General features: G+C 59.8%; 18 protein-coding genes. 10 read left to right on the top strand and 8 right to left on the bottom strand.

The genetic code is table 11. The annotated features are described in order from the left end of the window. The first annotated feature begins 33 nt into the window (after nucleotides 1–33). The 3 genes from JOE62_RS06685 (at nucleotide 34) to JOE62_RS06675 (ending at nucleotide 4521) form a co-directional block, all read left to right on the top strand. Entirely contained in the window at nucleotides 34–1665 is a 1632-nt protein-coding gene (locus JOE62_RS06685) for an AMP-binding protein (protein WP_204721315.1), read from the top strand. Nucleotides 1666–1729: 64 nt separating this feature from the next. Then, nucleotides 1730–4126 carry a bifunctional salicylyl-CoA 5-hydroxylase/oxidoreductase gene (locus JOE62_RS06680; protein WP_204721313.1) on the top strand — a complete coding sequence of 799 codons (2397 nt, stop codon included), beginning with the start codon at nucleotides 1730–1732 and terminating at the stop codon, nucleotides 4124–4126. A 236-nt stretch (nucleotides 4127–4362) separates the two neighbouring features. Continuing rightward, complete coding sequence (locus JOE62_RS06675) at nucleotides 4363–4521, top strand: hypothetical protein (RefSeq protein ID WP_204721312.1); 159 nt, start codon at nucleotides 4363–4365, stop codon at nucleotides 4519–4521. Nucleotides 4522–4645: 124 nt separating this feature from the next. On the opposite strand, the gene JOE62_RS06670 is transcribed toward JOE62_RS06675, so the two are convergent. From JOE62_RS06670 to JOE62_RS06660, 3 genes are all read right to left on the bottom strand, one after another. Continuing rightward, nucleotides 4646–6298 (bottom strand): thiamine pyrophosphate-binding protein, encoded by a 1653-nt coding sequence (locus tag JOE62_RS06670; RefSeq protein WP_204721310.1) that lies wholly within the window; start codon nucleotides 6296–6298, stop codon nucleotides 4646–4648. A 51-nt stretch (nucleotides 6299–6349) separates the two neighbouring features. Continuing rightward, complete coding sequence (locus JOE62_RS06665; protein ID WP_204721308.1) at nucleotides 6350–7138, bottom strand: cyclase family protein; 789 nt, start codon at nucleotides 7136–7138, stop codon at nucleotides 6350–6352. A 197-nt stretch (nucleotides 7139–7335) separates the two neighbouring features. Next, nucleotides 7336–7815, bottom strand: coding sequence for an acyl-CoA thioesterase (locus JOE62_RS06660; RefSeq protein ID WP_204721306.1), 480 nt, complete (start codon nucleotides 7813–7815; stop codon nucleotides 7336–7338). Nucleotides 7816–7927: 112 nt separating this feature from the next. Between JOE62_RS06660 and JOE62_RS06655 the strand changes: the two genes are divergently transcribed. After that, the gene (locus JOE62_RS06655; protein WP_204721303.1) at nucleotides 7928–9271 is read left to right on the top strand and encodes an MFS transporter; all 1344 of its coding nucleotides are present in this window, start codon (nucleotides 7928–7930) and stop codon (nucleotides 9269–9271) included. Between the two features lie 445 nt (nucleotides 9272–9716). Here JOE62_RS06655 and JOE62_RS06650 read toward each other — a convergent pair whose 3' ends face one another. Both JOE62_RS06650 and JOE62_RS06645 read right to left on the bottom strand, forming a co-directional pair. Beyond that, nucleotides 9717–11198: an MFS transporter gene (locus JOE62_RS06650; RefSeq protein ID WP_204721301.1), complete on the bottom strand. Its 1482-nt coding sequence runs from the start codon at nucleotides 11196–11198 to the stop codon at nucleotides 9717–9719. After that, complete coding sequence (locus JOE62_RS06645) at nucleotides 11195–12229, bottom strand: MBL fold metallo-hydrolase (protein ID WP_204721299.1); 1035 nt, start codon at nucleotides 12227–12229, stop codon at nucleotides 11195–11197. The genes JOE62_RS06650 and JOE62_RS06645 overlap by 4 nt, the downstream gene beginning before the upstream one ends. A gap of 228 nt (nucleotides 12230–12457) precedes the next feature. Here JOE62_RS06645 and JOE62_RS06640 point away from each other — a divergent pair, with 228 nt between their 5' ends. After that, the gene (locus JOE62_RS06640) at nucleotides 12458–12946 is read left to right on the top strand and encodes a cupin domain-containing protein (RefSeq protein WP_038989627.1); all 489 of its coding nucleotides are present in this window, start codon (nucleotides 12458–12460) and stop codon (nucleotides 12944–12946) included. 70 nt (nucleotides 12947–13016) lie between these two features. Then, nucleotides 13017–13760, top strand: coding sequence for an alpha/beta fold hydrolase (locus tag JOE62_RS06635; protein ID WP_204721297.1), 744 nt, complete (start codon nucleotides 13017–13019; stop codon nucleotides 13758–13760). Here JOE62_RS06635 and JOE62_RS06630 read toward each other — a convergent pair. Continuing rightward, entirely contained in the window at nucleotides 13737–14600 is an 864-nt protein-coding gene (locus JOE62_RS06630; RefSeq protein WP_338085760.1) for a PaaX family transcriptional regulator, read from the bottom strand. The genes JOE62_RS06635 and JOE62_RS06630 overlap by 24 nt on opposite strands. A 430-nt stretch (nucleotides 14601–15030) precedes the next feature. On the opposite strand from JOE62_RS06630, the gene JOE62_RS06625 reads away from it, so the two are divergent. Then, nucleotides 15031–16302 (top strand): DUF2254 domain-containing protein, encoded by a 1272-nt coding sequence (locus JOE62_RS06625; RefSeq protein WP_204721293.1) that lies wholly within the window; start codon nucleotides 15031–15033, stop codon nucleotides 16300–16302. Between the two features lie 98 nt (nucleotides 16303–16400). On the opposite strand, the gene JOE62_RS06620 is transcribed toward JOE62_RS06625, so the two are convergent. Then, nucleotides 16401–18632, bottom strand: coding sequence for a polyribonucleotide nucleotidyltransferase (locus tag JOE62_RS06620; RefSeq protein WP_204721291.1), 2232 nt, complete (start codon nucleotides 18630–18632; stop codon nucleotides 16401–16403). 674 nt (nucleotides 18633–19306) lie between these two features. On the opposite strand from JOE62_RS06620, the gene JOE62_RS16630 reads away from it, so the two are divergent. Both JOE62_RS16630 and JOE62_RS06610 read left to right on the top strand, forming a co-directional pair. Next, a complete protein-coding gene (locus tag JOE62_RS16630) occupies nucleotides 19307–21526 on the top strand; it encodes a PT domain-containing protein (RefSeq protein ID WP_338085759.1) in 2220 nt (739 codons plus the stop codon). A gap of 302 nt (nucleotides 21527–21828) precedes the next feature. Then, nucleotides 21829–22872 carry an NAD(P)-dependent alcohol dehydrogenase gene (locus tag JOE62_RS06610; protein ID WP_204721289.1) on the top strand — a complete coding sequence of 348 codons (1044 nt, stop codon included), beginning with the start codon at nucleotides 21829–21831 and terminating at the stop codon, nucleotides 22870–22872. A 91-nt stretch (nucleotides 22873–22963) separates the two neighbouring features. Here JOE62_RS06610 and JOE62_RS06605 read toward each other — a convergent pair whose 3' ends face one another. Continuing rightward, nucleotides 22964–23341 (bottom strand): hypothetical protein, encoded by a 378-nt coding sequence (locus JOE62_RS06605; RefSeq protein WP_204721287.1) that lies wholly within the window; start codon nucleotides 23339–23341, stop codon nucleotides 22964–22966. A 560-nt stretch (nucleotides 23342–23901) separates the two neighbouring features. On the opposite strand from JOE62_RS06605, the gene JOE62_RS06600 reads away from it, so the two are divergent. Beyond that, complete coding sequence (locus JOE62_RS06600) at nucleotides 23902–24213, top strand: DUF1883 domain-containing protein (RefSeq protein ID WP_204721285.1); 312 nt, start codon at nucleotides 23902–23904, stop codon at nucleotides 24211–24213. Nucleotides 24214–24230 lie beyond the last annotated feature (17 nt).

Raw genomic sequence — 24230 nt, 5'->3', positions numbered from 1 at the left:
ACTTTCCACCGAATCTGCCAACGGAGTTGCCTCATGGAACTTTCACCTTCAGCACATGATGATAGCTTTACCCGAGATCATCTTCCCGCACCGGAATTATGGCCCACGCTGGAATTCACGCTGCCCGAGCTGCAGTACCCGGACCGGCTAAATGCCGCCGAAGTATTGATCGACCAGGCTGTCGAGCAGTTCGGCGCTGAGCGCACGGCACTGCTGGCACCCGATGGCACCAGCCTGAGCTATGGACAGCTGCTCCAGCGGGCTAACCAGGTAGCCCAGGTGCTAGTCGAGGACTACGGGCTGGTACCAGGAAACCGGGTGATGCTGCGTGGACCGAACAATGCATGGCTCGTGGCCTGCTGGCTCGGCGTGGTCAAGGCCGGTGGCGTCGTGGTGACCACCATGGCGGCCCTGCGCTCCGCAGAGATAGCCAAACTGGCGGCGCTGACCCAGCCGATGGCAATGATCACCGATCATCGCTTCGCCGAGGATGCGCTCACGGCCAGTAGCGGCAGCTACCCGGTGATCAGCTATGGCGGGGCGGAACCCAAGGATCTGGTCCGCAAAGCTGCAGCGAAGTCCGGCGAATTCGCCGCGGTGGCCACGGCCGCGGACGATGTGGCGTTGTTGGGACCGACTTCGGGAACCACCGGCGTTCCGAAGATCACCATGCATTTCCACCGCGACATCCTGGCCAATGCGGATACCTTCGCCCGCTACATCCTGGAACCGACCAAGGACGATGTCTTCGCCGGTTCCCCGCCGTTGGCCTTCACTTTCGGGCTGGGCGGGCTGGTGGTGTTCCCCTTGCGCTTCGGTGCCAGTTCGCTGCTGACCGAACGCGCCACCCCGGTGCAGCTGGCCGAACAAGCCCACGCGGCGGGGGCAACGATCCTGTTCACCGCGCCGACCGCTTACCGGGCCATCTTGAAGAACGGCAAGGCCGAGATGCTCAAGTCCTTGCGTATCGCAGTCTCTGCCGGAGAACACCTGCCAGCCGACACCTGGCACCAGGTTAGGGAAGCCACCGGACTGGAACTTGTCAACGGCATCGGCTCCACCGAGATGCTGCACGTTTTCGTCTCTGCCTCCGGCCCGGACATCAAGCCGGGAACCACCGGCAAGGCGATTCCTGGATTCCGCGCCACGGTGCTGGACCCCGAGGGCAACGAAGCCGCGGACAACGAACCCGGCAGACTTGCAGTCATCGGGCCGACCGGTTGCCGCTATCTGGATGACCCGAGGCAGACCAGCTACGTGGAAGACGGCTGGAATATCACCGGGGACATTTTCTCCCGGGACGAGGACGGCTACTTTACCTACCAGGCCCGTAGCGACAATATGATCGTCTCCTCCGGGTACAACATCGGCGGACCGGAAGTCGAACAAGCCTTGGATCAGCATCCCGAGGTGCTGGAAAACGCGGTAGTCGCCCGCCCTGATCCAAATCGCGGATCGATCGTCTGCGCATTCGTAGTCCTGGTCGAAGGTGCCCAGGCTGATGACGGCAAGGCCAAGGAATTGCAGGATTTCGTCAAGGCAACGATCGCTCCATACAAGTATCCGCGGGAAATCCGCTTCGTCACCGAGTTGCCGCGCAATCCCAGCGGCAAGTTGCAGCACTTCAAGTTGCGCGAGGCCTTCAACAGCTCGCCGGTCGCATAAAACTACCCAGAAAATTTTCGGGCCACGGCCCAATCGCCCTCCGGGGCTGATGAAAGGACACACCATGAAGATTGCAGTTATCGGCGGCGGCCCTGGCGGCCTGTACTTCGCGGCCCTGATGAAGCAGCTGGATGCACACCACGATGTCACCGTGTGGGAACGCAATGCCGCATCAGACACTTTCGGCTTCGGCGTGGTGTTCTCCGATGAGACCCTCGGAGGCATCGGCAATGCCGATCCGGTGGTTGCCGAGTACATGTCCCGGCGCTTCGCCCGCTGGAGCGACATCGATATCCACTTCCGAGGCCAGATGCACACCGTGGGTGGCCAGGGGTTCGCTGCCATGAGCCGCAAGGAACTGCTGCAGCTGCTGCAGCGCCGCTGCCTCGAGCTGGGCGTGGATGTGCGCTTCTCCACCGTTGCCCCGGATGTTGAGCAGCTGGCGGCCGACTACGATCTGGTGCTCGCGGCCGATGGGCTGAATTCCGCGGTGCGCACCAAGTACGCAGCTTCCTTCAAGCCCACCCTAGATCCGCGGACTTCCAAGTACATGTGGCTGGGTACCGACCAGGTCTTCGAGGCCTTCAAATTCTTTGTCAAGGAAACTGATGCCGGAACCATGCAGATCCACGGCTACCCATATTCCGACGAGGGTTCGACTTTCATCGTCGAAATGCACGAGGATGTTTGGCGTGCGGCCGGATTCGATGAGACCGAGCATGAGGTCTTCGCCCCCGGCGTGAGTGACCAGAAGTCGGTGGACAAGGTCGCGGAGATCTTCGCCGAGGAACTGGCCGGCTACCAAGTGCTGACCAACAACTCGAAGTGGATCAACTTCACCACGGTACGCAACGAGAATTGGCGCCACGAGAACATCGTGCTGTTGGGCGATGCCGCGCACACCGCCCATTTCTCCATCGGCTCGGGCACCAAGCTGGCCATGGAGGATGCCCTGGCCCTCGCAGCCTGTCTGCATGAGCATGCCGACGTGGACTCGGCACTTGCCGCCTACGAGACCGAGCGCCGCCCGGTGGTGGAATCCACCCAGCGCGCGGCCCAGGCCTCGCTGGAATGGTTCGAGAACATTGGCCAGTATAAGGATCAGGACCCGGTTCAGTTCTGCTTCAACCTGCTCACCCGCTCGCGGCGCATCACCTATGAGAATCTCAAGCTGCGCGATACCGGATTTGCACAGCAGGTAGACGAGAACTTCGCTCGACTCAACGCTTCACCTTCCGCGGCACCAGCGATGTTTCAGCCGCACCGATTGGGCAACACCGACCTGGTGAACCGAATAGTGGTGTCTTCCATGGACATGTACTCGGCCACCGACGGAGTGCCCGGTGACTTCCACCTGGTCCATCTGGGCTCCAAGGCAATGGGTGGAGCGGGGCTGGTGATGACCGAAATGGTCTGCGTTTCTGATATCGGGCGCATCACCCCGGGCTGCACCGGCCTGTACACCGATGAGCAGGCAGAAGCCTGGAAGCGCGTGACCGACTACGTGCACGGAAACTCGAATGCCAAGATCGGCGTGCAGCTGGGGCACTCTGGCCGCAAGGGCTCGACAAAACTGATGTGGGAAGGCATCGACCAGCCGTTGGAAGAAGGCAACTGGGAAGTCATCGCCCCTAGTGCACTCCCCTATGGCGAAGGCTGCCACGTACCGGTGGAAATGGACCGTGCGCAGATGGACGAGGTGCGCGAGCAGTTCGTCGCCGCGGCCCGCCGTGCCGATGCCGCAGGCTTCGACGTGCTGGAAGTGCACATGGCCCACGGCTACCTGCTCTCGTCCTTCCTCTCCCCGCTGTCCAACCAGCGCACCGACGAGTACGGCGGCAGCCTGGAGAACCGGTTGCGCTACCCGCTGGAAGTGCTGGATGCGGTCCGCCAAGCTTGGCCAGCACACAAGACCATCGGCGTGCGCGTTTCGGCCACCGACTGGGCCGAGGGCGGCAATACCGACGATGACGCAGTTGAGATCTCCCGAGCGTTCATCGCCCACGGCGCGCAGTTTATCGATGTTTCGTCCGGGCAGATTGTGAAGGACGAGAAGCCGGCCTTCGGGCGCAGCTACCAGACCCCGTTCGCCGACAAGATCCGCAACCAGGTTGCCGCACAGGCAGGAGCCTCGGTCATCGCTGTCGGTGCCGTATCCTCCTACGACGACGTGAATTCGATCCTTTTGGCGGGCCGCGCGGATCTGGTGGCACTGGGCCGCACCCACCTGTACAACCCGCAGTGGACCTTGCAAGCAGCTGCCGAACAGGATTACATCGGCGACGGCGCAACGTGGCCGCTGCAGTTCAAGGCTGGACGCCGCAAGCCGCCTGCCGCGCGCACGGATGCCGTCCGCCCTCGGCTCTCACTGGTCCGCCAAGAAGAGGAACTGGAGCAAACTCATCTGCGCTGGACTCCTTCCAATGAATCCGCTACTTCTAATTTGGTAACCAGCGTTTAGCTGTTGCTGCGCACCGCAGGTCCGGTGGCCCCTTCAGGGCCGCCGGACCTGCGTGCTTTTGCCTCGCTGGGAACCACTACGCACCGCTTGGCCGGGATCCCAATCCATTACCGAACCTCCGTTGGACTGTTCAACGAAATCTTCCCGTACTCGACTCGCGCAGCGTGAACCCGGATTATCGAGATAACGTAGTTCGCGCCAGCTGAGCGTGATTGCCCCTGGCGACGACAGCATCAATGCTGGTACCGGCTTTGTTCGCCCAGCAGCTCTCCATCGCACTGCTCCTCGGCTTGCGATTCGCCTTTGTTGCCTCTGCCCTGTATTTCCAGATGCGCAAGCGCATAGCGCTGGCGCATGCAGGAACCTGCGCCTGGCAAGATGCGATCGGATTATAGGCCAGGCGCGCAATGTCTAGAACGTCAGCGACGCCCTCTAGCGAAAAAAGAAGACCCCGGCGTTGCGCACTTTGTGCACGCCGCGCCAGGGTATCCAAGCAGCAACCGCTATTCCTGCACAGGGTTAGTGCCCCTTGAAGGCCTCCGCGAGCCACCAGGCGCCGCCGTCCGAAGCGATTTTCGCGTCAATGATCAGCGGCCGGTCGGGATCCGAGCCTAGCCACTCGGCGACCGCTGCGAGATCCGCAAGCGTGCGCACCGTGATGCCATCAGCCCCGAAGCCACGGCCGATGGCTGCGAAATCACTGTCCGGAAAAGTCACCGAATCCATATTCTGTTCCGTGCCAGGCTCGCCGAAATGATGCACTTCCGCCCCGTAGGCGGCATCGTTGTAGACGATGCACACAAGTGGCAGCTTCAGCCGGACCGCAGTATCCAGTTCGGCGATGGCCATGTGGAATCCGCCATCGCCGGTACCCAACACTGGCAAACGGCCGGGTTGGGCCAGCGCCGCACCGATAGCGGTGTACAGCCCCAGGCCGATCGCCTGGAATGCCTGGGTGAAACAGAAACCGTGCTCGTCGGGAACTGACAGGAACTGGCTGGGATACCCCATGAAGTTGCCCGAGTCCACGCTGACGAGGCGCTCTTTCGGCAGCAACTCATCCAGCGCCTTGGTCAAGGTTCGCGGATCGATGCAGTCTTCCGTGGACAGATCCCGATAGTCAACATGACTCCAGTTGGCGCCTTCGTCGATCCGCTGGCGCACCGCAGAGGTGCGGTAGCCTTCGCGCATCGGCATCCGCTGCGCCTCAAGATATTCCAGCACGTCGCGGGCGCATTGCGCCGAGTCGCCGACGACGCCCAAATCGATGGGACGATTCGCTCCCAGCGCGGGCTCTTCCAGATCCACCTGCACTACCTTGGTGCCATCGGATATGAGACGTCCATGGCGCATGGTCCACATATTCAGGGCGCAGCCAAATCCCACAATCAAATCCGCGCCGGAAATCAGCTCCGCAGCCAGCGGCGAAGAGAACCCGCCGGAAATCCCGAGACTGAATTCCTCGCCATTGAACAAGCCTTTGGCCACCGCCGAGGTCGCCACCAGTGCCCCGCTGTGCCGAGCAAGCGCGAGAATCTCTGCCTTGGCGCCGCGTCCGCCACGTCCGGCGATGAACACCGGGCGCCGGGCATTCTCGATCAGCACTGCCAGTGCCCGCACCGCGGCACGCGATGGGCGAATCGGCTCCATCGGAACGATCTCGGTTGCAGCAGGGACTTCCGGTGCTTCGAGGCCTTGGATGTTCAGTGGCAGATTCAACACCACGGTCCGCCGGTCGTTGACAGCCCTGCGGTAAGCACGAACTGTATCGGCCACCGCACTTTGGGAGCTGTGCACGCGTTCGGAAATGGCATAGATAGAGCCCGCTAGCCCATCCTGGTCCATGGCGAAATTCGAGTACACCGCGCTAGGTGCCGCCTCGGCCGCGAGCACAATCATCGGCGTGCGGGATTTGGCAGCTTCGCCAATACCCGTGGCGGCATTAGTCAAGCCGCAGCCCTGATGCACCGACAGCACAGAAACCTTGCCGCTGGTGCGCGAATAGGCGTCGGCCATCGTCGCTGCTCCGCCTTCATGCCGAGCAGCGGTGTACGGCACACCGCTCGCAATCAGCGCATTCGTGACAGCGAAATTTCCACTGCCAACCACCCCGAAGGAATGTCCCACTCCGAGTTCGGCCAAGGTCTTGCCAACTAGTTCAGCGACATTCATTGGTTTTCCTCTCTTTCTGCGCAATGCCGGTGGCCACGGGTCGCCGGAACCTCATTTCTGAACCATTGCCAGTACCCGGGTTGGCGCACCAGTGCCTCCGACGATGGGCAGCGGGGCGACGACGATCATGGCACCGAAAGCCGGCAGCTTGTCCAGATTCTTCAGCGAGGTGATTCCGTATTTGTCGGCACCGAGCAGGAAATAATGCATGGGGAACGGAGGATCTAGTTCACCGGCCCTGCCGGCGTCAATTCCCACGGTCTCCACACCAATACCGGAAATGTCCAGTTCCTCAGCAATGTACTTGGCGCATTCGGAGGTGAAACCCGGCGTATGCGAGCCGGACGCGTCGAAATTCAAGAAAGCCTGCTTGTCATGGTCATGCTTCTCCCACCCTGTACGGAACAGGAGCCAAGCATTGGCAGGGAAGGCTCCATGGTCCTCTTGCCACTGGTGCAGGTGCACGGCATCAATGAGGAAATCCGGATCGGCTGCCGCTTGTTCGCTGAAGTCCAGCACGACTGCCGGACCCACTAGCCGTTGCGGATCGATTTGCGACACATCCTTGCCTTCTCGACCTGAAACCCAATGGATCGGCGCATCGATATGGGTTCCGATATGTTCACCCGTATGGATGTTGTGGTGTTTCCAGAACGGACCAAGCTCGTTGTAGGCCGAAACCTCCTCGAGGCTGAAATCGATCAGGTTCGAGAACGGATCTGGCAACACCAAGGTCGGTGTGGTGTCCGACAGCGGAGCAGTCAAGTCGTGGACGTGGATGGTGCCGGCGGCCAACGCCGTCAGCATCGTGTTCAGATCGGCTTCTTCTATGGCAGGCATTGCGTCTCCTCGGGCAAAGGTGATCCAGGGCCATGTGAACCCTAGTGTAATTATGACGATCGTCACATTTACCAAATTAGGTTCAATCTACCAGTCGCGCCACCAGGAACCAACAACATGCCCAAATGAGACCATGATCCACAATGCACGGACGGGCACTCACGCCTGGTGGTACGCGAGCGAGGGATGAATCCAAGTCAGGAACCAGCCTCGATACTCTCGAGGATTTCCTGAGGCCAGGGGGCCGAGCCCTCCGCGCCGACAGGAACACACACGGTTACAAAGCGGCCTTCGGCGGCAACAACGAGCCCGCGATCTCGATGCGGATGTCCCCAGACCTTGAATCCGAAGGTCATGGAGCTGCGTCCAACTTTTTCCACGCGCACCGCCGCGGTCACCACTTGGCCGAAATACAGCTTGGCCCGGTAGTCGACCTCATGCCTGGCTCGCGGCGAGATGGAGAAGTAGGACTGCGCACCGGCCTCACGGAACAGCTTGGCTTCGGCCGCCTCGACGAAGCGCAGGATGGCCGAGTTGTGCTGGTGTCCTGCAGCATCGGTATCCACCCACTCGATAGTGCGCTCCAGCGACGTTCCCGCGATTCCTGAAGCAATGAAGTCGGCAGCCGGAGGCAGCGGCACTTCGCTCGGTTCATCTGCCCTAGCGGAATTCGGCATCAAGATCCCCCTCAATTATTCTGTATTGCTATTGTAACGCACGTCACTTTAACGTGATAATCCTATTGGTGTTCACCGAATTCCGCCCAACCCACCCAAGGAGAGTGAAAAGATGCAAAATTCCCCCGCATCCGCGGATTGGAAAATCCCCAAACGAACCACCACAATGGTGCTCTTCGCGTGCTGGCTCGCCATCCTGGCTGAAGGCTACGATGTTGGCGTGCTCGGTGCAGTGCTCCCGGCATTGGCAGACTACAAGGAATGGTCGCTGAGCCCCATGGAGCTCGGAGGGCTGGGCGCCTACGCGCTGGTGGGCATGCTCTTCGGCGCGCTGTTCATCGGCACGCTCAGCGATATCATCGGGCGCAAGCGCATGCTGCTGCTGGCCATGCTGGTCTTCACCATCACCCAGGCCGGTGCCGCGCTAGCCCCGACCCCGGAGATGTTCGGCCTCTTCCGGCTGATCGGCGGACTGGGCATGGGCGGCATCATCCCGGTGGCCGCTGCGTTGACCATCGAGTATTCGCCACCCAAGAAGCGGTCGCTGAACTACGGAATCATGTACTCGGGCTATTCACTGGGAATCGTCGCGGCTGCTTTGGTCGCCATGTCGCTCCTGCCCACCCTGGGCTGGCGCGGGGTCATCGCGGTGGGTGCGCTTCCTGTCGTGCTGCTTCCGCTAGTTGCCTGGATGCTTCCGGAGTCCCTTGAGTATCTGGTGTCCAAGGGCCGGATCAGCGAAGCCAAGGCATTGGCCGCCCGGCAGGGCATCTGCAACTACGAACCCGTTGCGCCGCCGGTTCCCGCCGGAAAAGCCCCTTGGCGCCAAGTCATGGCTTCCATGTTCTCCGGCACGTACCTGCGTTCGACGATCTTCTTCTGGATCTCGCTGTTCTGCGGCATGGTCCTGGTCTATGGCTTGAATACCTGGCTGCCGCAGATCATGCGCAGCGCAGGGTACAACCTCGGTTCCTCGCTGACCTTCTTGCTGGTCTTCTCCCTTGCCTCGGCTGCCGGCGGATTGGCGCTGGGTTTCCTGGCCGACAAGTACGGGCAGAAGACAATTCTGGTGATCTTCTACCTGCTCGGCGCTGGCGGCATCTTGCTGTTGATGTTCCCCAACACCATGCTGGTCAACCTGTTCTTCGTGGCTTTTGCCGGCATCGGATCGATTTCTACCTCGCTGGTACTCACCGGATACATCGCCGATTACTATCCGGCCGCGCAGCGCGGCACAGCCACAGGCTGGGCCTTGTCCTTCGCCCGCATCGGCGCAATTTCTGGTCCCATCATCGGCGGCTGGATCGCGGCAACAGGAATCAGCTTCGAGTTCAACTTCGTATTCTTTGCTGTCGTCGGCGTGATCGCCGCAATTTCTGTGGCACTGATTCCTCCGCAAATCACCGTAAGCGCACCGCAGCCAGTTGACTCGCAGCGGGCGCTGGCCTCCGAATAATACTGGTCTTCTCTCGTCCGCGGCCTTCGGCCGCGAACCGTGGCATACCCCCTGGCGGTGGTGTGCCACGGTTCTTTCTTGTCCATCCTGAAACCGAGCCAGCCCATCCTTGATCCATGCCGACGCTGCAGCATGCGGACTTCGCTTTCTATCAAGTGATCTTGCAATACTCCCGGATGCATCTATTCCGTGCGATTCCCAACGTTGAGCATAGATGCATTTGCCCCCTACTTCGCCTGTCCTTTTACTGCGTCCACCCCTTTGCCACCGCGCCCTTGGCAGGACCCCCTGCTTGGCTTATCGCATCTGCAGCGAGCCAGCGCAGCACCTTGCAACTAGACGTTTCCGAGCTTGAGCGGCAGAACCGGAGCGATCAGCAAACCCCATCCACACATTGTGCAGATGGGGTTTTGCCGCCCAGTTAGGGCTATCTCGATGGCCAGTGCTAGCCGGTGAACGTGAAGCTGGTCTGCAGCTTGCGGGCCGTCCGATCCGGATTGAGCATCAGGACGCAGAAGATGCCGACGATGACCAGATAGATGCCGATCATCCCGAATGAGGTATTCATGCCCTGGGCCAGCAGCCCTGCCATCTCCGCCGAGTCGGCCACGCCCTTCGGGCTGGGAATGTAGCCTGCGCGATCCATCAAGCCGCCAACCATTGCCGGAGCGACCACGCCACCCACTGAGGCCAGGCCCGTCAACGTGGCCATGAGAGCCGCACGCTGCTTGGAACAGACACTGAATGCGATCGCTGTGGGAGCCAGCGGGTAGATCATGGCGGTTCCTGCGCCCAGGGTCAGCATCGCCACGGCGGCGTAGCCGGAGAGGAACGGAAGGATCGAGAAGCAGATCCCCGAGATCAGCAGCGTAGCGCCGAACAGCGCACCCAGGGCCCAGCGAACAGTCACCCCGCGCTTCATCAAGTAGCGGGAGCCGAAGCCCAGGACCAGCAACGCGATGGCGCCGACCACCCATGGGAAGGTCGAAACCAAGCCGATCATCTCCGGGCTCAACGCCACTACGGATCCCAGGTACTTCGGCGACCAGGTGGTCAAGAATCCCTGGGCCCAGAAGCAACCTGCACCCGCGAGGACCGCCGCCACGAACATCCACGAGCCAAGGACGCGTCGTATCGGGACGATTTTCAGCAGATCGGAAGAATCCGCAATGCTTCCCTTGCCCTCGGGATCAAGCGCTGCCGGTTGTTCCTGCTGCGGTTCGCCTGTTGCGGCGGATTCAGCATGGGCCCCGGAATGAGCAACGGAGTCGTTCTTCGAAGGTCCCGGCTTCGCATGGCTATAGGGTCCGTCGCGGCCTACCAGCAGCCAGCCCAGGCTCCATATCAGACCGAAAATCCCCAGGAAGCCGAAGGCCCAGCGCCAGCCCAGCGCCGGGTTGGCGATGATCCATGCCAGGATGGGAGCAGCGACAATCGGCCCCAACGTGGAGCCGGCAGCGATGACGCTGCTGGGCAGGCCTCGCTCCTTGGCGTTGAACCAGCCATGGGCATGCTGCAGCGAAATGGGAGTCGCAGGCCCTTCCGCGCCACCCAGCAGGATGCGTGTGACCAGGAGGATGGCCGCGCCTCCGCCAAAGAGCATCGGGAACTGCAGCACGGCCCACGCAACACCCATGGTCAGCAGGATCCAACGGGTGGATACCTTTCCGGCCAGGAAACCGACAACAATGCCGACGATGGCGAAGAGGAAGAAAAAGGCGCTGCCGATGAAACCGAACTGGCCGGCGCTTAGCCCCAGTTCGCGCATGGCAGGATCCGCCACAAGCCCGAGGACTGCCTTGTCCGCGAAGTTCACGATCTGGAAGAGCACCAGCATGCCGGTAACCAGCCAGGCGCGCCGGTTCATCTTGCCGTTGGCAATGGCAGCACGCAACGTGTGGTCAGCGAGATTCTGCGTCGTGCTCATACCAAGCTCCCATTGGATTCTGCAGCGGAGATTTCCACCGCTACCGGGCCGACGCTGTAGACGTCATTGTCTTCGGCGATGGTTACGTTCCCGGAGAAATCACCGCGTGCGGTCTCCAGCATAGCCTCCAAATCGGCGGCGCCAGGGGTGTTGGGAACAATATGGTGCAGCACCAGAGCACCAACTCCGGCCTTCGCGGCGACCTTGCCTACCTCGCTGTACGGGGTGTGCGACTCGCGCAGGTGCACCTCGATGCCATCACGCGTCGGGCCATCCGGGAATGTCGCCAGGATGCCCGGCAGGTCGATGACCTCGTGAAGCAATAGGTCGGCGCCCCGGGCAAGCTTGATGCAATTCTCCGAGTAAGCGGTATCGCCGGAGACCACGACCGATCCGTATTGCGAATCGATGCGGTAGGCAAAAGCCGGGAAGCAGAGGCGGTGGTCGACCAGGATTGCGGAGATGGTCACCAGCTCATCACTGTAGATCTCGAAGGGTTCCATATCCGGATGCCGGTTGTCCACGGCGCAGGCACCTGCCGATTCAGGAATCTGGATGTTCTGCGATCTGATCCATTCATGTGGTTCGTCGCGTCCTTCATCGGCCATGCGGATTACCACGTCAGAAGAGAAGACCCTGTCCAGCAGCGCATCCACAATTTCCTCGGTGCTCGTCATTTCCCGTTCGGCGATGCGTGCGGCGATCTGCTGTTCATGCTCCCCGTCAAGCGCGGGGATGCGGTTGGGCCGGCCGGGGCCGAATACTTGAATAGGACGGGTGAAGGACTCTCCCGGAACTTGCCACCCGGTCACCAAGTAGGAGCCGAGGTCGTAGATATGGTCCGAGTGGTGATGCGTCAGCAGCACCGCGCGCAATTCGCCCCAATCGGCATGCGCGCGGTAGTTGCGGATGCTTCCCATGCCGCAGTCGATCACGTAGGTTGCCCCATCGACCCGAATCGCCGTACTGGTGCCAGCACGGGAACTGGAGACGATCGGGCCGCCTCCGGTGCCGAGCGTATAGACGCTCATTCCTGTTGCCTGAGTGTTATTCACATTGGTGCCTTACTCGTGGAGTGCAGCAAAGGGTCCCATCGACCACGATGCGTGAATTGCGAGGGTAGTGAAGAATCCGGCGACATTGGCCGAAGTGTTAGAAAGCATATACAGCAGATTTTGCGATCGCAAGACCTATTGCATATCCAATGTGATTCATGTCATGCTGAATGCGCCAGTTATCTACCCTTCCTAGGAGTCAACATGGAACAGCAACAAGGCCAGGAAATCATTCTCGGCGATTTGCCCAAGGGCATCACCTTGGCCAGCGAATCAATGGGCAACAAGACGTGGAATGTCCTGGGCCACACTTATCTGTCCAAGGTCGAGAGCTCCAGCAGCTTTGCATGGCTGTCCTTGGATCCCACCGGCACAGGCGTCCCCCCGCACGTGCACCCTAACCAAGATGAGCACATCTACATCATGGAAGGCACCTACACCCTCTACCTGGATGGAGAATGGTTCAAGGCCGGACCCGGCGATACGGTCCGAATGCCGATGGGCCTTCCACACGCGTACTACGTCAAGGATGGCGCACCGGGCAAATCGCTGTTCTGGGTCAGCCCCGCAGGCCAGCTGTCCACACTCTTCGACGAACTGCACAACTTGGCCGATCCGGAGGAAGTTGTCCGACGCTCAGCCCTGCGCGACGTGAACTTCCTGCCGCCGGGTTCCGTACCCGGTGCGGAGTAGCACTGCTAGAAATGTCTAGATGGCCGGCGGGGTTCCCCGCCGGCCACTGCTTGATGAAAGGAACAACGCAGTGCCGGATCAGTCGCAGGAAACCGAAGTCTTCAGCTATGGGGAGCACCCCGACCAATATGTCTCACTAATGCACCCGGATCGGCGACCATCTGCGGGCACTGCGGTCTTGGTGCATGGCGGCTATTGGCGCCAACGAATCACCGCCGGCGTGATGCAGCCGCTGGTTGACGACCTGCTGCGTTCGGGCTGGAGCGTAGCCAATATCGAATACCGGCGTGGACCGGAGCATTCCTGGCCTATCCCGTCTTTGGATACAGCCAAGGCCATCGCGCTCGTGCGCGGCACACTACGCCGTCAGGGGCGTCCGGACACGGTAATCCTCATTGGGCATTCGGTCGGCGGACAATTGGCGCTGCTCAACTCCGGTCTGGCAACGGCCGTAATCGCCCTCGCCCCGGTCACCGACGCGGCCAAGGTGCATGCAGAGGGACTAGGCGAGGATGCTGCGAAGGAATACTTCGGCGGTTCCCCGGCTGAGATTCCGGCGATCTACCGCATGGCCTCGCCAATCCAGGCTCTGCCGCCCGAGGTGCCGATGCTCCTGGTCCATGGGGCCAACGACGACAGGGTCCCGCTGGAGCACACGCGGCAGTACGTGCTTGACCTGGCCGGAAAAGCACAGCCGGACCAAATGTTCCATCAGCAACTCGACCACTTCGAGATCATCGACCCGCAACAGCACCACTGGCAGGACGTACGCTCCTGGATGGGGAAAGTGCTAGCCGACGCGCGAGCCGAGTAGCCGGTTCGCGTACAGCTCCGCATGCGGGGCCAACAACGCATGCAATGTCAGGAAGGTCTTCTTGGCTTGCGGGGCCTTCCACCCTTCAGGCAGGTACTCGAAGGGCAGGTTCGGGTCTCGGTAAGGGAATCGACGCCATCTGGTCAGCATCGGGACATAGAAAGAAAAGGCCGCACGCTCCAGTTCAATGCGCTGCTCGAAGGAATCGAAAGGTCCTTCCAGTTGTAGTTGCCAGCTTCCCAAACGCCCGACATATAGCTGGAGGAAGTCCGTATACTGCCGGTCCAGCGCTTCAAGATCCCACCATTGGGCCACCCGGTCCCGGATTTCTTCAGGCGACATGTAATCTGCCCGGAAGAACTCGACATACTTGGTCAGCTCTCGTGCGTCTAGGCGGGCTTTGGCTTGCTCGAAGGCCAGTTGCGGGCCCACGGCTACCCCGCCAGTCACCATCCCGAAGCCCATGCTCGCCAACTCGCTGCGAAGTTCGTAGCGGCGATTCCGCTCACTCTCGGGAACCGAGAAAATGGCCAAAATCAATGCTTCTCCGGAAGAAGAACGGGACGGGGCAAAGATCCGCCGGTCATCCTTGCGGAAGCTGTCCAGCACCTCGGCCGATAGCTGGTAGTGGGATTCGCCGCGCGCTCGCTCATTTACGAGCACGCCGTTGCTTTTCAAGCGCGAAAGGGTTGACCGTATGGCTTGAGAACGGATTCCCAGCGCGTCGAACATTTCGACAATGGCTGAAACGGGGAACGATCCACCTGAGGTTTCGCCATACAAGCCAAACAGCGTCACCAGCAGATTCTGGTGCTGCAATTTCGTCCCGCCGATATCCACTGATCCAACGTCCTTCATTTGCCGTACGGCCGAATTTCCATGTCTCATTACCATCCTAGGTGGTCAGTGCAAGAATTCCGGGTAGCGGCTCCCGACCGCGGAAGCCAACGCATTGCGATACTCCGCCGATGCCCCTCGTGAATTGCGCCCGGTACGCTGATCTCTGCCCGATTTGAACTGGTGCGCGCTCGGAGAAGCACAAATCAACCACGAGAGCGAGCATTGCAGCGCTCCCACCGTATCTTCTGACGAACCATGCTCTCGATAGGCCACCCCTCGGAATGGGCGGGCCACCGATTCGAGTCCCGACATGGGTCGGTAGCGTAAACTCACTTCCACGGGTTGCGCAACAGCGGTACAACCGCATCGCATAGTTGCGAGAAGCATAGGGTGCGGTCACTGCCGCCGGCAGAGGACACAAGGAGGATTCATGGTAAGAGCACTGAACTATGCAAAGCAGTCGCTGCGCGGAATCTGGTTCCGGGCCACAGTATTCACCGTAGCTGGAATCCTTCTGGCCACCGCCGCACCAGCACTGGGCAATCTCATTCCGGCGAACCTGCTGGAAGCGCTCGGCAACGATGCCGCCGCGACGCTATTGCAGATCCTGGCCACGTCGATGCTGGCTGTCACGACGTTTTCCCTGACCACGATGGTCTCGGCATACTCCACTGCCACGCAAATCGGTACTCCCCGCTCCATCCAGCTGCTGATTGCCGACCGGACCTCGCATACTGCCCTGTCTACCTTCGTGGGGGCTTTCGCATTCTCCATCGTCGGGATCATCGCGTTGTCCTTGGATGTCTATTCCAGCTCGGAAAAAGCGCTGCTGCTGTTGGGAACCATCCTGGTCATTGCCGTGGTGCTGGTGACCTTGCTGCGCTGGATCTCGTTCCTCACCACTTTCGGCCGCATGGCCGACATCATCGACCGGGTCGGCGATGCCGCCTCCCAGGCCATGTCGGACTACGCCGAGCAGCCGCTGCTCGGCGGACGGCGGTGGGTTGATCCGCCTACGACTGCCATCCCGCTGGAATGCGACCATCCAGGATTCGTGGTCAAGGTCGACGTGGCAGCTCTGCAGCGCATTGCCGAGCAGGAAAACTGCCAGCTCTGGGTCGAACGCCGCCCAGGCTCAAGGATCTTTGCCGGGCATCCCATTGCGTACCTGAGCGGCAAGGTGTCGGAAGAGAGTCAGGAAGCGATCCAGCGGGCCTTCGTGATCGCCAACCACCGGACTTTCGAACAGGATCCGCGGCTCGGGCTGATAGCGCTGTCGGAAATCTCCAGCAAGTCTCTCTCCCCCGGAATCAATGATCCGGGAACCGCCATCGAGGTTCTGGAAGCAACGCACCGCGTACTGGACATCGCCATGCAGGCAAGGATTCCGGATTCCCCGGACGCCGGGCGGGTCCACCTTCGCCCGCTTGAGCCGCAGGACATGCTCCAGGATGCCTTCCGCGCAACCTCGCGCGATGGCGCTTCGGACGTCGAAGTCATGATGCGGATCCAAAAGGAACTCGGTGCCCTGATGGCGCGCTCCGATACCCCATGGACGGCAGCCTTGAAGGCTCAGGCAAAGGATTCCTTCACCCGGGCCGAGCGGGCACTGGAGCTGGAGGAGGATCGCCGCGAGGTCGAAGTCCTGCACTTCGAGGCGCTGAGCGCCACCGGCATCAGCGAGGATGCGGCACCCGCGTAGGCGCTGGCCTGCCAGCCATGCCAATCAAGCTGGTCTGAAGAGAAGGAAAACCCCGATTCACCAAAGTGAATCGGGGTTTTCCTGCAGGAATCTAAAGACTACTCAGCAGCTACTGCTACTTCAGCTTCTTCCTCGACGACTGGAGCCAGCGACAGCTTGCCACGGTCATCGATCTTGGTGATCTCCACCTGCAGCTTCTGGCCAACGCCGACAACGTCTTCGACGTCCTCGACACGCTTGCCGTCGTTGATCTTGCGCAGCTCGGAGATGTGCAGCAGGCCGTCCTTGCCCGGGGTCAGCGAAACGAACGCACCGAAGGTGGTCAGCTTCACGACGGTGCCCAGGTAGCGCTCGCCGACCTCAGGAACCTGGGGGTTGGCGATGGCGTTGATGGCCGAACGGGCAGCCTCGGCGGATTCGCCGTTGGTTGCGCCGATCAGCACGGTGCCGTCATCCTCGATCGAGATGTCTGCGCCGGTGTCTTCCTGGATCTGGTTGATCATCTTGCCCTTAGGGCCGATGACCTCACCGATCTTGTCCACTGGAATCTTCACCGAAATGATGCGTGGAGCGTTGACGTTCAGCTCATCCGGAGCGTCGATAGCCTGGTTCAGCACGTTCAGGATGTGCAGGCGTGCTTCGCGGGCCTGGGTCAGCGCGGCGGCCAGCACCGAAGCCGGAATGCCATCCAGCTTGGTATCCAGCTGGATCGCGGTCACGAACTCGGAGGTGCCTGCGACCTTGAAGTCCATGTCGCCCATGGCGTCTTCGGCGCCGAGGATATCGGTCAGGGCAGCGTAACGGGTTTCGCCGTCAACGGTGTCCGAAACCAGGCCCATGGCGATGCCTGCAACCGGTGCCTTCAGCGGCACGCCGGCATTCAGCAGCGACAGGGTCGAGGCGCAGACAGAGCCCATGGAGGTCGAGCCGTTGGAGCCCAGTGCCTCGGAGACCTGGCGGATTGCGTATGGGAATTCCTCGCGGCTTGGCAGCACTGGAACCAGTGCGCGCTCTGCCAGTGCGCCGTGGCCGATTTCGCGTCGCTTCGGCGAACCAACACGGCCGGTCTCGCCGGTCGAGTATGGCGGGAAGTTGTAGTTGTGCATGTAGCGCTTGGACTTCACTGGGGACAGCGAGTCGATCTGCTGCTCCATCTTCAGCATGTTCAAGGTGGTGACGCCCATGATCTGGGTTTCGCCACGCTCGAAGATGGCCGAACCATGCACGCGAGGCAGCACCTCGACCTCGGCGGACAGCTGGCGGATGTCAGCCAGGCCGCGGCCGTCGATGCGGATCTGCTCGGTCAGGATGCGCTGGCGCACGATGTGCTTGGTCACCGCACCGAAGGCCTTGGAGATCTCGGATTCGCGGCCTTCGAAAGCGTTGCCTTCGCCAGCCAGCGATGCCAGGATCTCGTCCTTGTAGTCGCTTGCGGCGTTGTCGCGCTCCTGCTTGTCAGCGATGGTGTAGATCTCTGCCAGGCGGGTCGAAGCGGCAGCCTCGACAGCGGTGAAGGCATCGTCTTCGTAATCGCGGAAGACTGGGAACTCAACGGTTTCCTTGGCAGCGCGGGATGCCAGGTCAGCTTGGGCCTCGCACAGGACCTTGATGAATGGCTTGGCAGCCTCGAGGCCTTCGGCCACAACCTCTTCGGTTGGAGCCTGAGCGCCGCGTTCCTTGATCAGTTCCCAAGCGTTGTCGGTAGCTTCGGCTTCCACCATCATGATGGCAACGTCATCGCCGGCGATGCGGCCGGCAACAACCATGTTGAAGACGGCGTTCTTCAGCTCGGAGTGCTTAGGGAAGGCAACCCACTGCGCGCCGTTTCCGTCGTCAACCAGTGCAACGCGAACGCCACCGATTGGGCCGGAGAATGGCAGGCCCGACAGCTGGGTGGACATCGACGAAGCGTTGATTGCCACGACGTCGTATAGCTCATCTGGCTCGATGGACAGAACGGTGACGACAACCTGGACCTCGTTGCGCAGGCCCTTGACGAAGGCTGGGCGCAGCGGGCGGTCCATCAGGCGGCAAGCCAGGATGGCTTCGGTCGATGGGCGGCCTTCGCGGCGGAAGAAGCTGCCCGGGATGCGGCCGGCAGCGTACATGCGCTCCTCGACGTCCACGGTCAGCGGGAAGAAGTCGAAGCCTTCGCGCGGGTGCTTGCCGGCGGTGGTTGCCGAGAGCAGCGCGGTCTCTTCGTCGATGTAGACCATTGCCGAGCCAGCTGCCTGCTTGGCGAGGCGGCCGGTTTCGAAGCGGATGGTGCGGGTACCGTAGCGGCCGTTGTCGATCAGCGCTTCGGCGAATTGGATTTCTGGACCCTCCATTAAGGGGGTGCTCCTTTCGATCGCTCCCACGTGGTGGATGAGCGAACCGTATGGCCCTACCCAGATCTGGTCTTCGATCGAGACCCGCGCTGGGGCAGCTATTTGCCCTAGCGAAAGTCACTACCGAGGACCGGGAAACTGGCGGTCGGGACCAACGGTCAGTCAGTCCTGGGAGTTATTTTCATTCGGGGCCCGCACAGAACATGCAGACCCATGTACTAGCCTACCGGGAATTGGCAAAAGTCGCAGTTCCCCAATGATCGTCTCGCGCCAGAGGGTGCTCCTAGACGGCCCGCTGCGGGAATGCGCAACAGGTACTTGTGCCTGCCATTGCCCATACAGCTTGTTGCCGGGAAGCTTTATGCCAGCATGGCGATGACTCCAAGGAGGGTTAAGAAATGAAGACTTTGAAGCGGTTTTCAGCCCGCCGCACCTGAGGCTTGCCGATCTTCGCTCTGACCAGTAAAGACCCTGTTTACCGTGGTGTCGGAGTGGAAGATTGTCCCGATACTCCGCCGGCATGGCTAAATATTAAAAATCCACTTGCTGGTTGAAAGAGTCATTGAATCGTGATCTAGTGGCTAGGGATTTAGTCTGCAATGTCGCAGATTCAGCATTGCCCGCCTCTTCTTGACTCTGAAGGTTTTAGCGTGAATCAGACTCGAAAAAGTATCGTGCGCAAAGCACGTTTGCCACTAGCTGTCGTAGCAGCCGGATCCCTTGCCCTAGGTGGTGTTGTTGGCGGAACCACAATGTTCACCCCAGCCGTCGCGGCTCCTCAAACCACATCGAGCCAAGTCGCAGCAGAACAGGCAGCCTACCCGATTTACAACGACGAAGAATTTACCGTCGTTGACAAGGGCCAAGAATTCTGGACCTTCAACTATGACGAATCCGATCCTGCAAACGGCGTAGTCGTACTCAATGACAACACTGGTTTGGTCTCATCAGGCGATAAGGTGTGGCTGAGTTCTTCCTCGGTACCCAACACCGGCAGCATCCAAGAAGCCAAGTACGAAAACGGCCAGGTTGTTCTCAACGGTCCACTCGATTCGCCAGATGGTTACAGTATGTGGCCTGATCAATTACGACAGGTATCTTTTAGCGTTTCGACCGGGCCAGAAGTCGGCCCGGATATGGTGCATCACGGTGGAGTCCCCTACGTTCCTGAGCAAGGCATCTCGCTGGTCACCAACGAAGTAGGGCAAAAGTATGCCGTTCCGTTTTTACCAGTTGGAACAGAAGCTTGGTCCTTCGATATTCCTTCCGGCCTTTCGTGGCTTAGCCAGGCGACTGTATCCATCAATTACTACAGTGATGCCGCCGACGCCCCCAACGGAGGATTCATTGACGTCGAGCTGACTGACGTGGACATCTCTGACGGACAACTCACCATCTCGGACCCCATTCTTTCTGAGCTTGTCGAAGGCGATGACTATCAGGTAACTTTCCGCGGCACCACGAAAGAACAAAACGCATCGGTCTATATGGGGCTTTATGGCGAGATGCCTGAACCAACAGAAGAGCCAACCGAGGAACCAACTACGGAGCCAACGGCTGAACCAACCGAGGAACCAACTACGGAGCCAACGGCTGAACCAACCGAGGAACCAACTACGGAGCCAACGGCTGAACCAACAGCCGAGCCAACTACGGAACCGACCGAGGAACCAACAGCGGAACCGACCGAGGAACCAACAGCCGAGCCAACAGCGGAACCGACCGAGGAACCAACAGCTGAACCAACAGCTGAGCCAACAGCGGAACCGACCGAGGAACCAACGGCTGAACCAACAGCCGAGCCAACAGCGGAACCGACCGAGGAACCAACAGCTGAACCAACAACCGAGCCAACAGCGGAACCCACGGCTGAACCAACTACGGAGCCAACCGAGGTTCCCAAAGCAGTAGCTCCAGAGTCCGGCGACCAAGTAGCTCCAGGCGAAGAACAACTAGCCTACGACAGCGATTCGTCGAATCCTACTGAAGGAATTTACGCATTCAACGTCGACGCAGATGTTGAAGAAGGCGAAGCAGTTGTCACCTACCGCACTTCGCCAAGTTCGGAACCTCAGACCATCGAGGGCACCGTGAAGGATGGACAGCTTGTTATCAAGGATGATGATTCTTTCGGCAACAACGTCAAGGACTTCAACCAGATTCTGGTCACCGTGGAGGACTCAAAGGGAAACGCCATTTCTGCGCTCCTATCCGGTGAGAGTGTCCTGAAACTGCAGTCTGAGATCATCGATGATCGCTTGGGAGTCTTGCTTTCTGAGGCAGGATCCGATGCCCTGCGCTTCGATATCCCTGCAGGATTCCCAACCGTGGCTAGCGATAATTTCAGTTTCGATTTGGAATACGTGGCAGCAGACGGAACGCCAGCTGTTCTCTCGGATGCCGATTACGTCGTTGACGGCGAAACCTTGGTAATCAATGATTCCAGAGTTTCCAGTCTTACCGCAGGCACCTACTACTTGAGTGGCAAGCAGCAGGAAGAAACCAGCGACACGGCAGCCGCAGCTGCAGCCTTCGTGAACCCAGCTGCAGAGGAAACCGGGCTCACTGTCTCAACATGGTTCGGCCTCTACGCTCCGTCAGACGAATCTTCGCCAAACGAAGAAGAAACTGAAGAGCCAACTGAGTCTTCTTCGGCGGAACCAACCGCGGAACCGAGCGCTTCGCCCTCAGTAGAACCGACTCAGGAGAATACTCCGACGGCTAGCGCCACCCAGGAAGCTCCTGATAAGGATGACAACCAGAAGAAGCAACGCGATGAACTGGCTGACACCGGCGTAAACAGTGCTCTGCTAATTGCTGGCGGGCTCGCGCTGGGCCTGATCATTGTGGGCGGCATCGCCATGGCTATCCGCCGTCGCAGTCGCCATAGCTAACGGCGTCAAACCGTAGCCCGCGATTGAGCGGCTGATAGAACGACAACCCCTGTCGTTCCGTCAGCCGCTCTTTGCATGAGAAAGCGCTGGCAGGCTACCCTCCACGGCAACGGACTGTCGTTCCCTTGAAATTTGCTGGCAGAAGCAGTGGGCGGTTCAAACTGTTGTACCGTTAAATTCTTAGGCCACGAGGACAAACTGCTAGCTTTGCGGATTCTTTCCATAAGGCTTCATCGCTATCGCCAAACGGCATGAATTGCCGCAGCATCTGTTTTTGCCCAGAACTTTAAAGGAAGTACCTCATGACAACCATAGTTAACGCCTATGCGGCACCGTCTGCAACCGAAGGCCTCGTACCAACTCAAATTGAGCGTCGAGAACTTGGCCCGCATGACATCTTGATAGACATCAAGTTCTCGGGCATCTGCCACTCCGATATCCATACGGTTCGAGGTGAATGGGGACCACCCACCTTCCCACTGGTCCCTGGCCACGAAATTGCCGGAATCGTCGCTGAAATTGGTTCAGCCGTCTCCAAGCACAAAATCGGTGATCGAGTCGGCGTTGGCTGCTTGGTCAATTCCTGCATGGAGTGCGAGAACTGCCTCGCAGGCGACCAGCAGTTCTGCGAGCAAAGCGTAGGAACCTACGGTTCTACTGACCGTGACGGAACGATGACGCAGGGCGGCTACGCCACGCATGTAGTAGTCACCGAAAACTTCGCGTTGAAAATCCCGGAAGGAATCAACCTCGATGTAGCCGCACCGCTGCTCTGCGCCGGCATCACCACGTTCTCCCCACTGAAACACTGGGGCGCCGGGCCGGGCAAGAAAGTTGCAGTAGTGGGCCTGGGCGGACTGGGGCATATGGCAGTGAAGATCGCCAGCGCCATGGGTGCAGAGGTCACCGTGCTCTCGCAGTCGCTCAAGAAGAAGGACGACGGACTGAGGCTCGGTGCCAGCGACTACCGCGCCACCAGCGACGAGAGTACCTTCAAAGATCTTCACAAGCACTTCGACCTGATCATCAATACGGTCAGCGCATCAATCAACATCAGCGACTACTTGGGCTTGCTGCGTGTCAATGGAACGATGGTCAACGTGGGTGCCCCAGCTGAACCGCTACCGGTGAACGCCTTCGCCTTGATCGGCGGCCGCCGCTCCTTTGCCGGCTCGCAAATCGGGGGCATCGAAGAAACCCAGGAAATGCTCGATTTCTGTGCGGAGCATGGTCTGGGCGCAGAAATCGAAGTTATTTCCGCAGACCAGATCAATGACGCCTATGAACGTGTTCTGAAGTCTGATGTACGCTACCGCTTCGTGATCGACACCGCGACCCTGGCATAGCCTGTTCGCAGGCCTAAAAAATGAAACGGCACCGAATTTGCCCTGATGTGCAAAGCAAATGCGTTGCCGTTCTCATCTTGTTGGCCATCGACTATTGTTTTCGCCGTGTCCGTTGCTGCCGTGGCTGCTCTTGGTTTACCGGCGGCAAGGCTAGACAACTCTCTGCGGGTAAAGCCAACTTGATTGCAGCCAGCTCCGATTGGAGCTGTGCCACTGTGCCGTTGAGTTCTTGCAGGTCTTTTCGACGCCTGCTGGCAGTCCTATAGCTTCTAACCAAAACGATGACGATCAAGGGGATTGCCACCAGCAGGGCCCAGCCGCTGCGTGTGAAGAAATCGAGGGCAACAGGCAGTGCCTGGCTGAATTCCCAGAAGGAATTCACCCGCCCAGTGATCGACTCCAATGAGGATTCCAAAGGTTCCAAATACTCGCCGGCAAATGGGACGTTGGAAAGTTCCGGAGCGCTCATCGGAGGGTCTCCAACGGTCCACCGCGAATCACCTACGTGCTTCAGCACATAGATTCCAGCGCCAGCATTTAAAGTAGCGAATAGCAGCGTGGAAGCGAATCCAACAAGCGCGAGCTGGTGCCTACGCCAGAGCCCCATTCCTACGGCAAAACCTATGGCCAGAATCCAAATACACATTCGAAGCTGTTCTAGGCCAATCCAGCTCAATATATCCATGAATCCTACCCTGTCGCTTGTGGCCCGTAGAGCCCGAGTTGTACGAAACGTTACCCCACCCCTGTTAATAGACGGCTTCAGGTTTCCAGTTGCCGCAACTTATTACGAAGCGGCTCACTTACTTACGGCCTTCAAATGATCGCGCCGACATCCCCGTCGATTCCAGAGCTGCTCGGGATCTTGCATCGGGGTCAGATTGCCGGCTCGCCAACGTTGGGTCCATGAACGCGCGCTGCAGCTCGGAGCACGCATGATGAGCTGTCTTGCCGCTTTCATCCTAAATCTGAGTTAATTGGGACTGGGCTCGCTACTGAGCAAACCATCTGAAACCAAGGAGACTAGCAATGGCGGAACCTGAATTTGCCGAATACTCCTGGGACTTCCTTGAACGGGGAAGCATCTTGGTCGTAATTCTCAGCGGTCCGGCTCACCTCAGGTTGATGGATCCGGAAAATTTTGCGGCATTCCAGGACGGCGAAGAATTCGATGCCTTCGGCGGGCTGGCCCGCCGTGCTCCGTACCGCATTAAAGTGCCCCATTCCGGCCCTTGGTTCTTAGCGATAGACGTGGCTGGCCTTAACGTGCGAGGAGTGCGTCATGAAGTCAGCGTCGTGCCACCGCAAAAGCTTGACCAACGACACTCAGGTAAGGACTAAACGCTAAATCCGCCGCT

It is taken from the genome of Glutamicibacter nicotianae (assembly GCF_016907615.1).
GTDB lineage: Bacteria > Actinomycetota > Actinomycetes > Actinomycetales > Micrococcaceae > Glutamicibacter > Glutamicibacter nicotianae.
Note: the sequence above shows the minus strand (reverse complement) of the source record. Positions and strands in the feature narration are given on the sequence as shown.

Bases quoted from the DNA above. Each gene is read 5' to 3' on its own strand.
- JOE62_RS06650 (WP_204721301.1), bottom strand. From the start codon at position 11,198: ATGAGCACGACGCAGAATCTCGCTGACCACACGTTGCGTGCTGCCATT.
- JOE62_RS06660 (WP_204721306.1), bottom strand. From the start codon at position 7,815: ATGCCGAATTCCGCTAGGGCAGATGAACCGAGCGAAGTGCCGCTGCCT.
- JOE62_RS06620 (WP_204721291.1), bottom strand. From the start codon at position 18,632: ATGGAGGGTCCAGAAATCCAATTCGCCGAAGCGCTGATCGACAACGGC.
- JOE62_RS06640 (WP_038989627.1), top strand. From the start codon at position 12,458: ATGGAACAGCAACAAGGCCAGGAAATCATTCTCGGCGATTTGCCCAAG.
- JOE62_RS06670 (WP_204721310.1), bottom strand. From the start codon at position 6,298: ATGAATGTCGCTGAACTAGTTGGCAAGACCTTGGCCGAACTCGGAGTG.
- JOE62_RS06665 (WP_204721308.1), bottom strand. From the start codon at position 7,138: ATGCCTGCCATAGAAGAAGCCGATCTGAACACGATGCTGACGGCGTTG.
- JOE62_RS06600 (WP_204721285.1), top strand. From the start codon at position 23,902: ATGGCGGAACCTGAATTTGCCGAATACTCCTGGGACTTCCTTGAACGG.
- JOE62_RS06680 (WP_204721313.1), top strand. From the start codon at position 1,730: ATGAAGATTGCAGTTATCGGCGGCGGCCCTGGCGGCCTGTACTTCGCG.
- JOE62_RS06610 (WP_204721289.1), top strand. From the start codon at position 21,829: ATGACAACCATAGTTAACGCCTATGCGGCACCGTCTGCAACCGAAGGC.
- JOE62_RS06685 (WP_204721315.1), top strand. From the start codon at position 34: ATGGAACTTTCACCTTCAGCACATGATGATAGCTTTACCCGAGATCAT.
- JOE62_RS06625 (WP_204721293.1), top strand. From the start codon at position 15,031: ATGGTAAGAGCACTGAACTATGCAAAGCAGTCGCTGCGCGGAATCTGG.
- JOE62_RS06645 (WP_204721299.1), bottom strand. From the start codon at position 12,229: ATGAGCGTCTATACGCTCGGCACCGGAGGCGGCCCGATCGTCTCCAGT.
- JOE62_RS06605 (WP_204721287.1), bottom strand. From the start codon at position 23,341: ATGAGCGCTCCGGAACTTTCCAACGTCCCATTTGCCGGCGAGTATTTG.
- JOE62_RS06655 (WP_204721303.1), top strand. From the start codon at position 7,928: ATGCAAAATTCCCCCGCATCCGCGGATTGGAAAATCCCCAAACGAACC.
- JOE62_RS06675 (WP_204721312.1), top strand. From the start codon at position 4,363: ATGCTGGTACCGGCTTTGTTCGCCCAGCAGCTCTCCATCGCACTGCTC.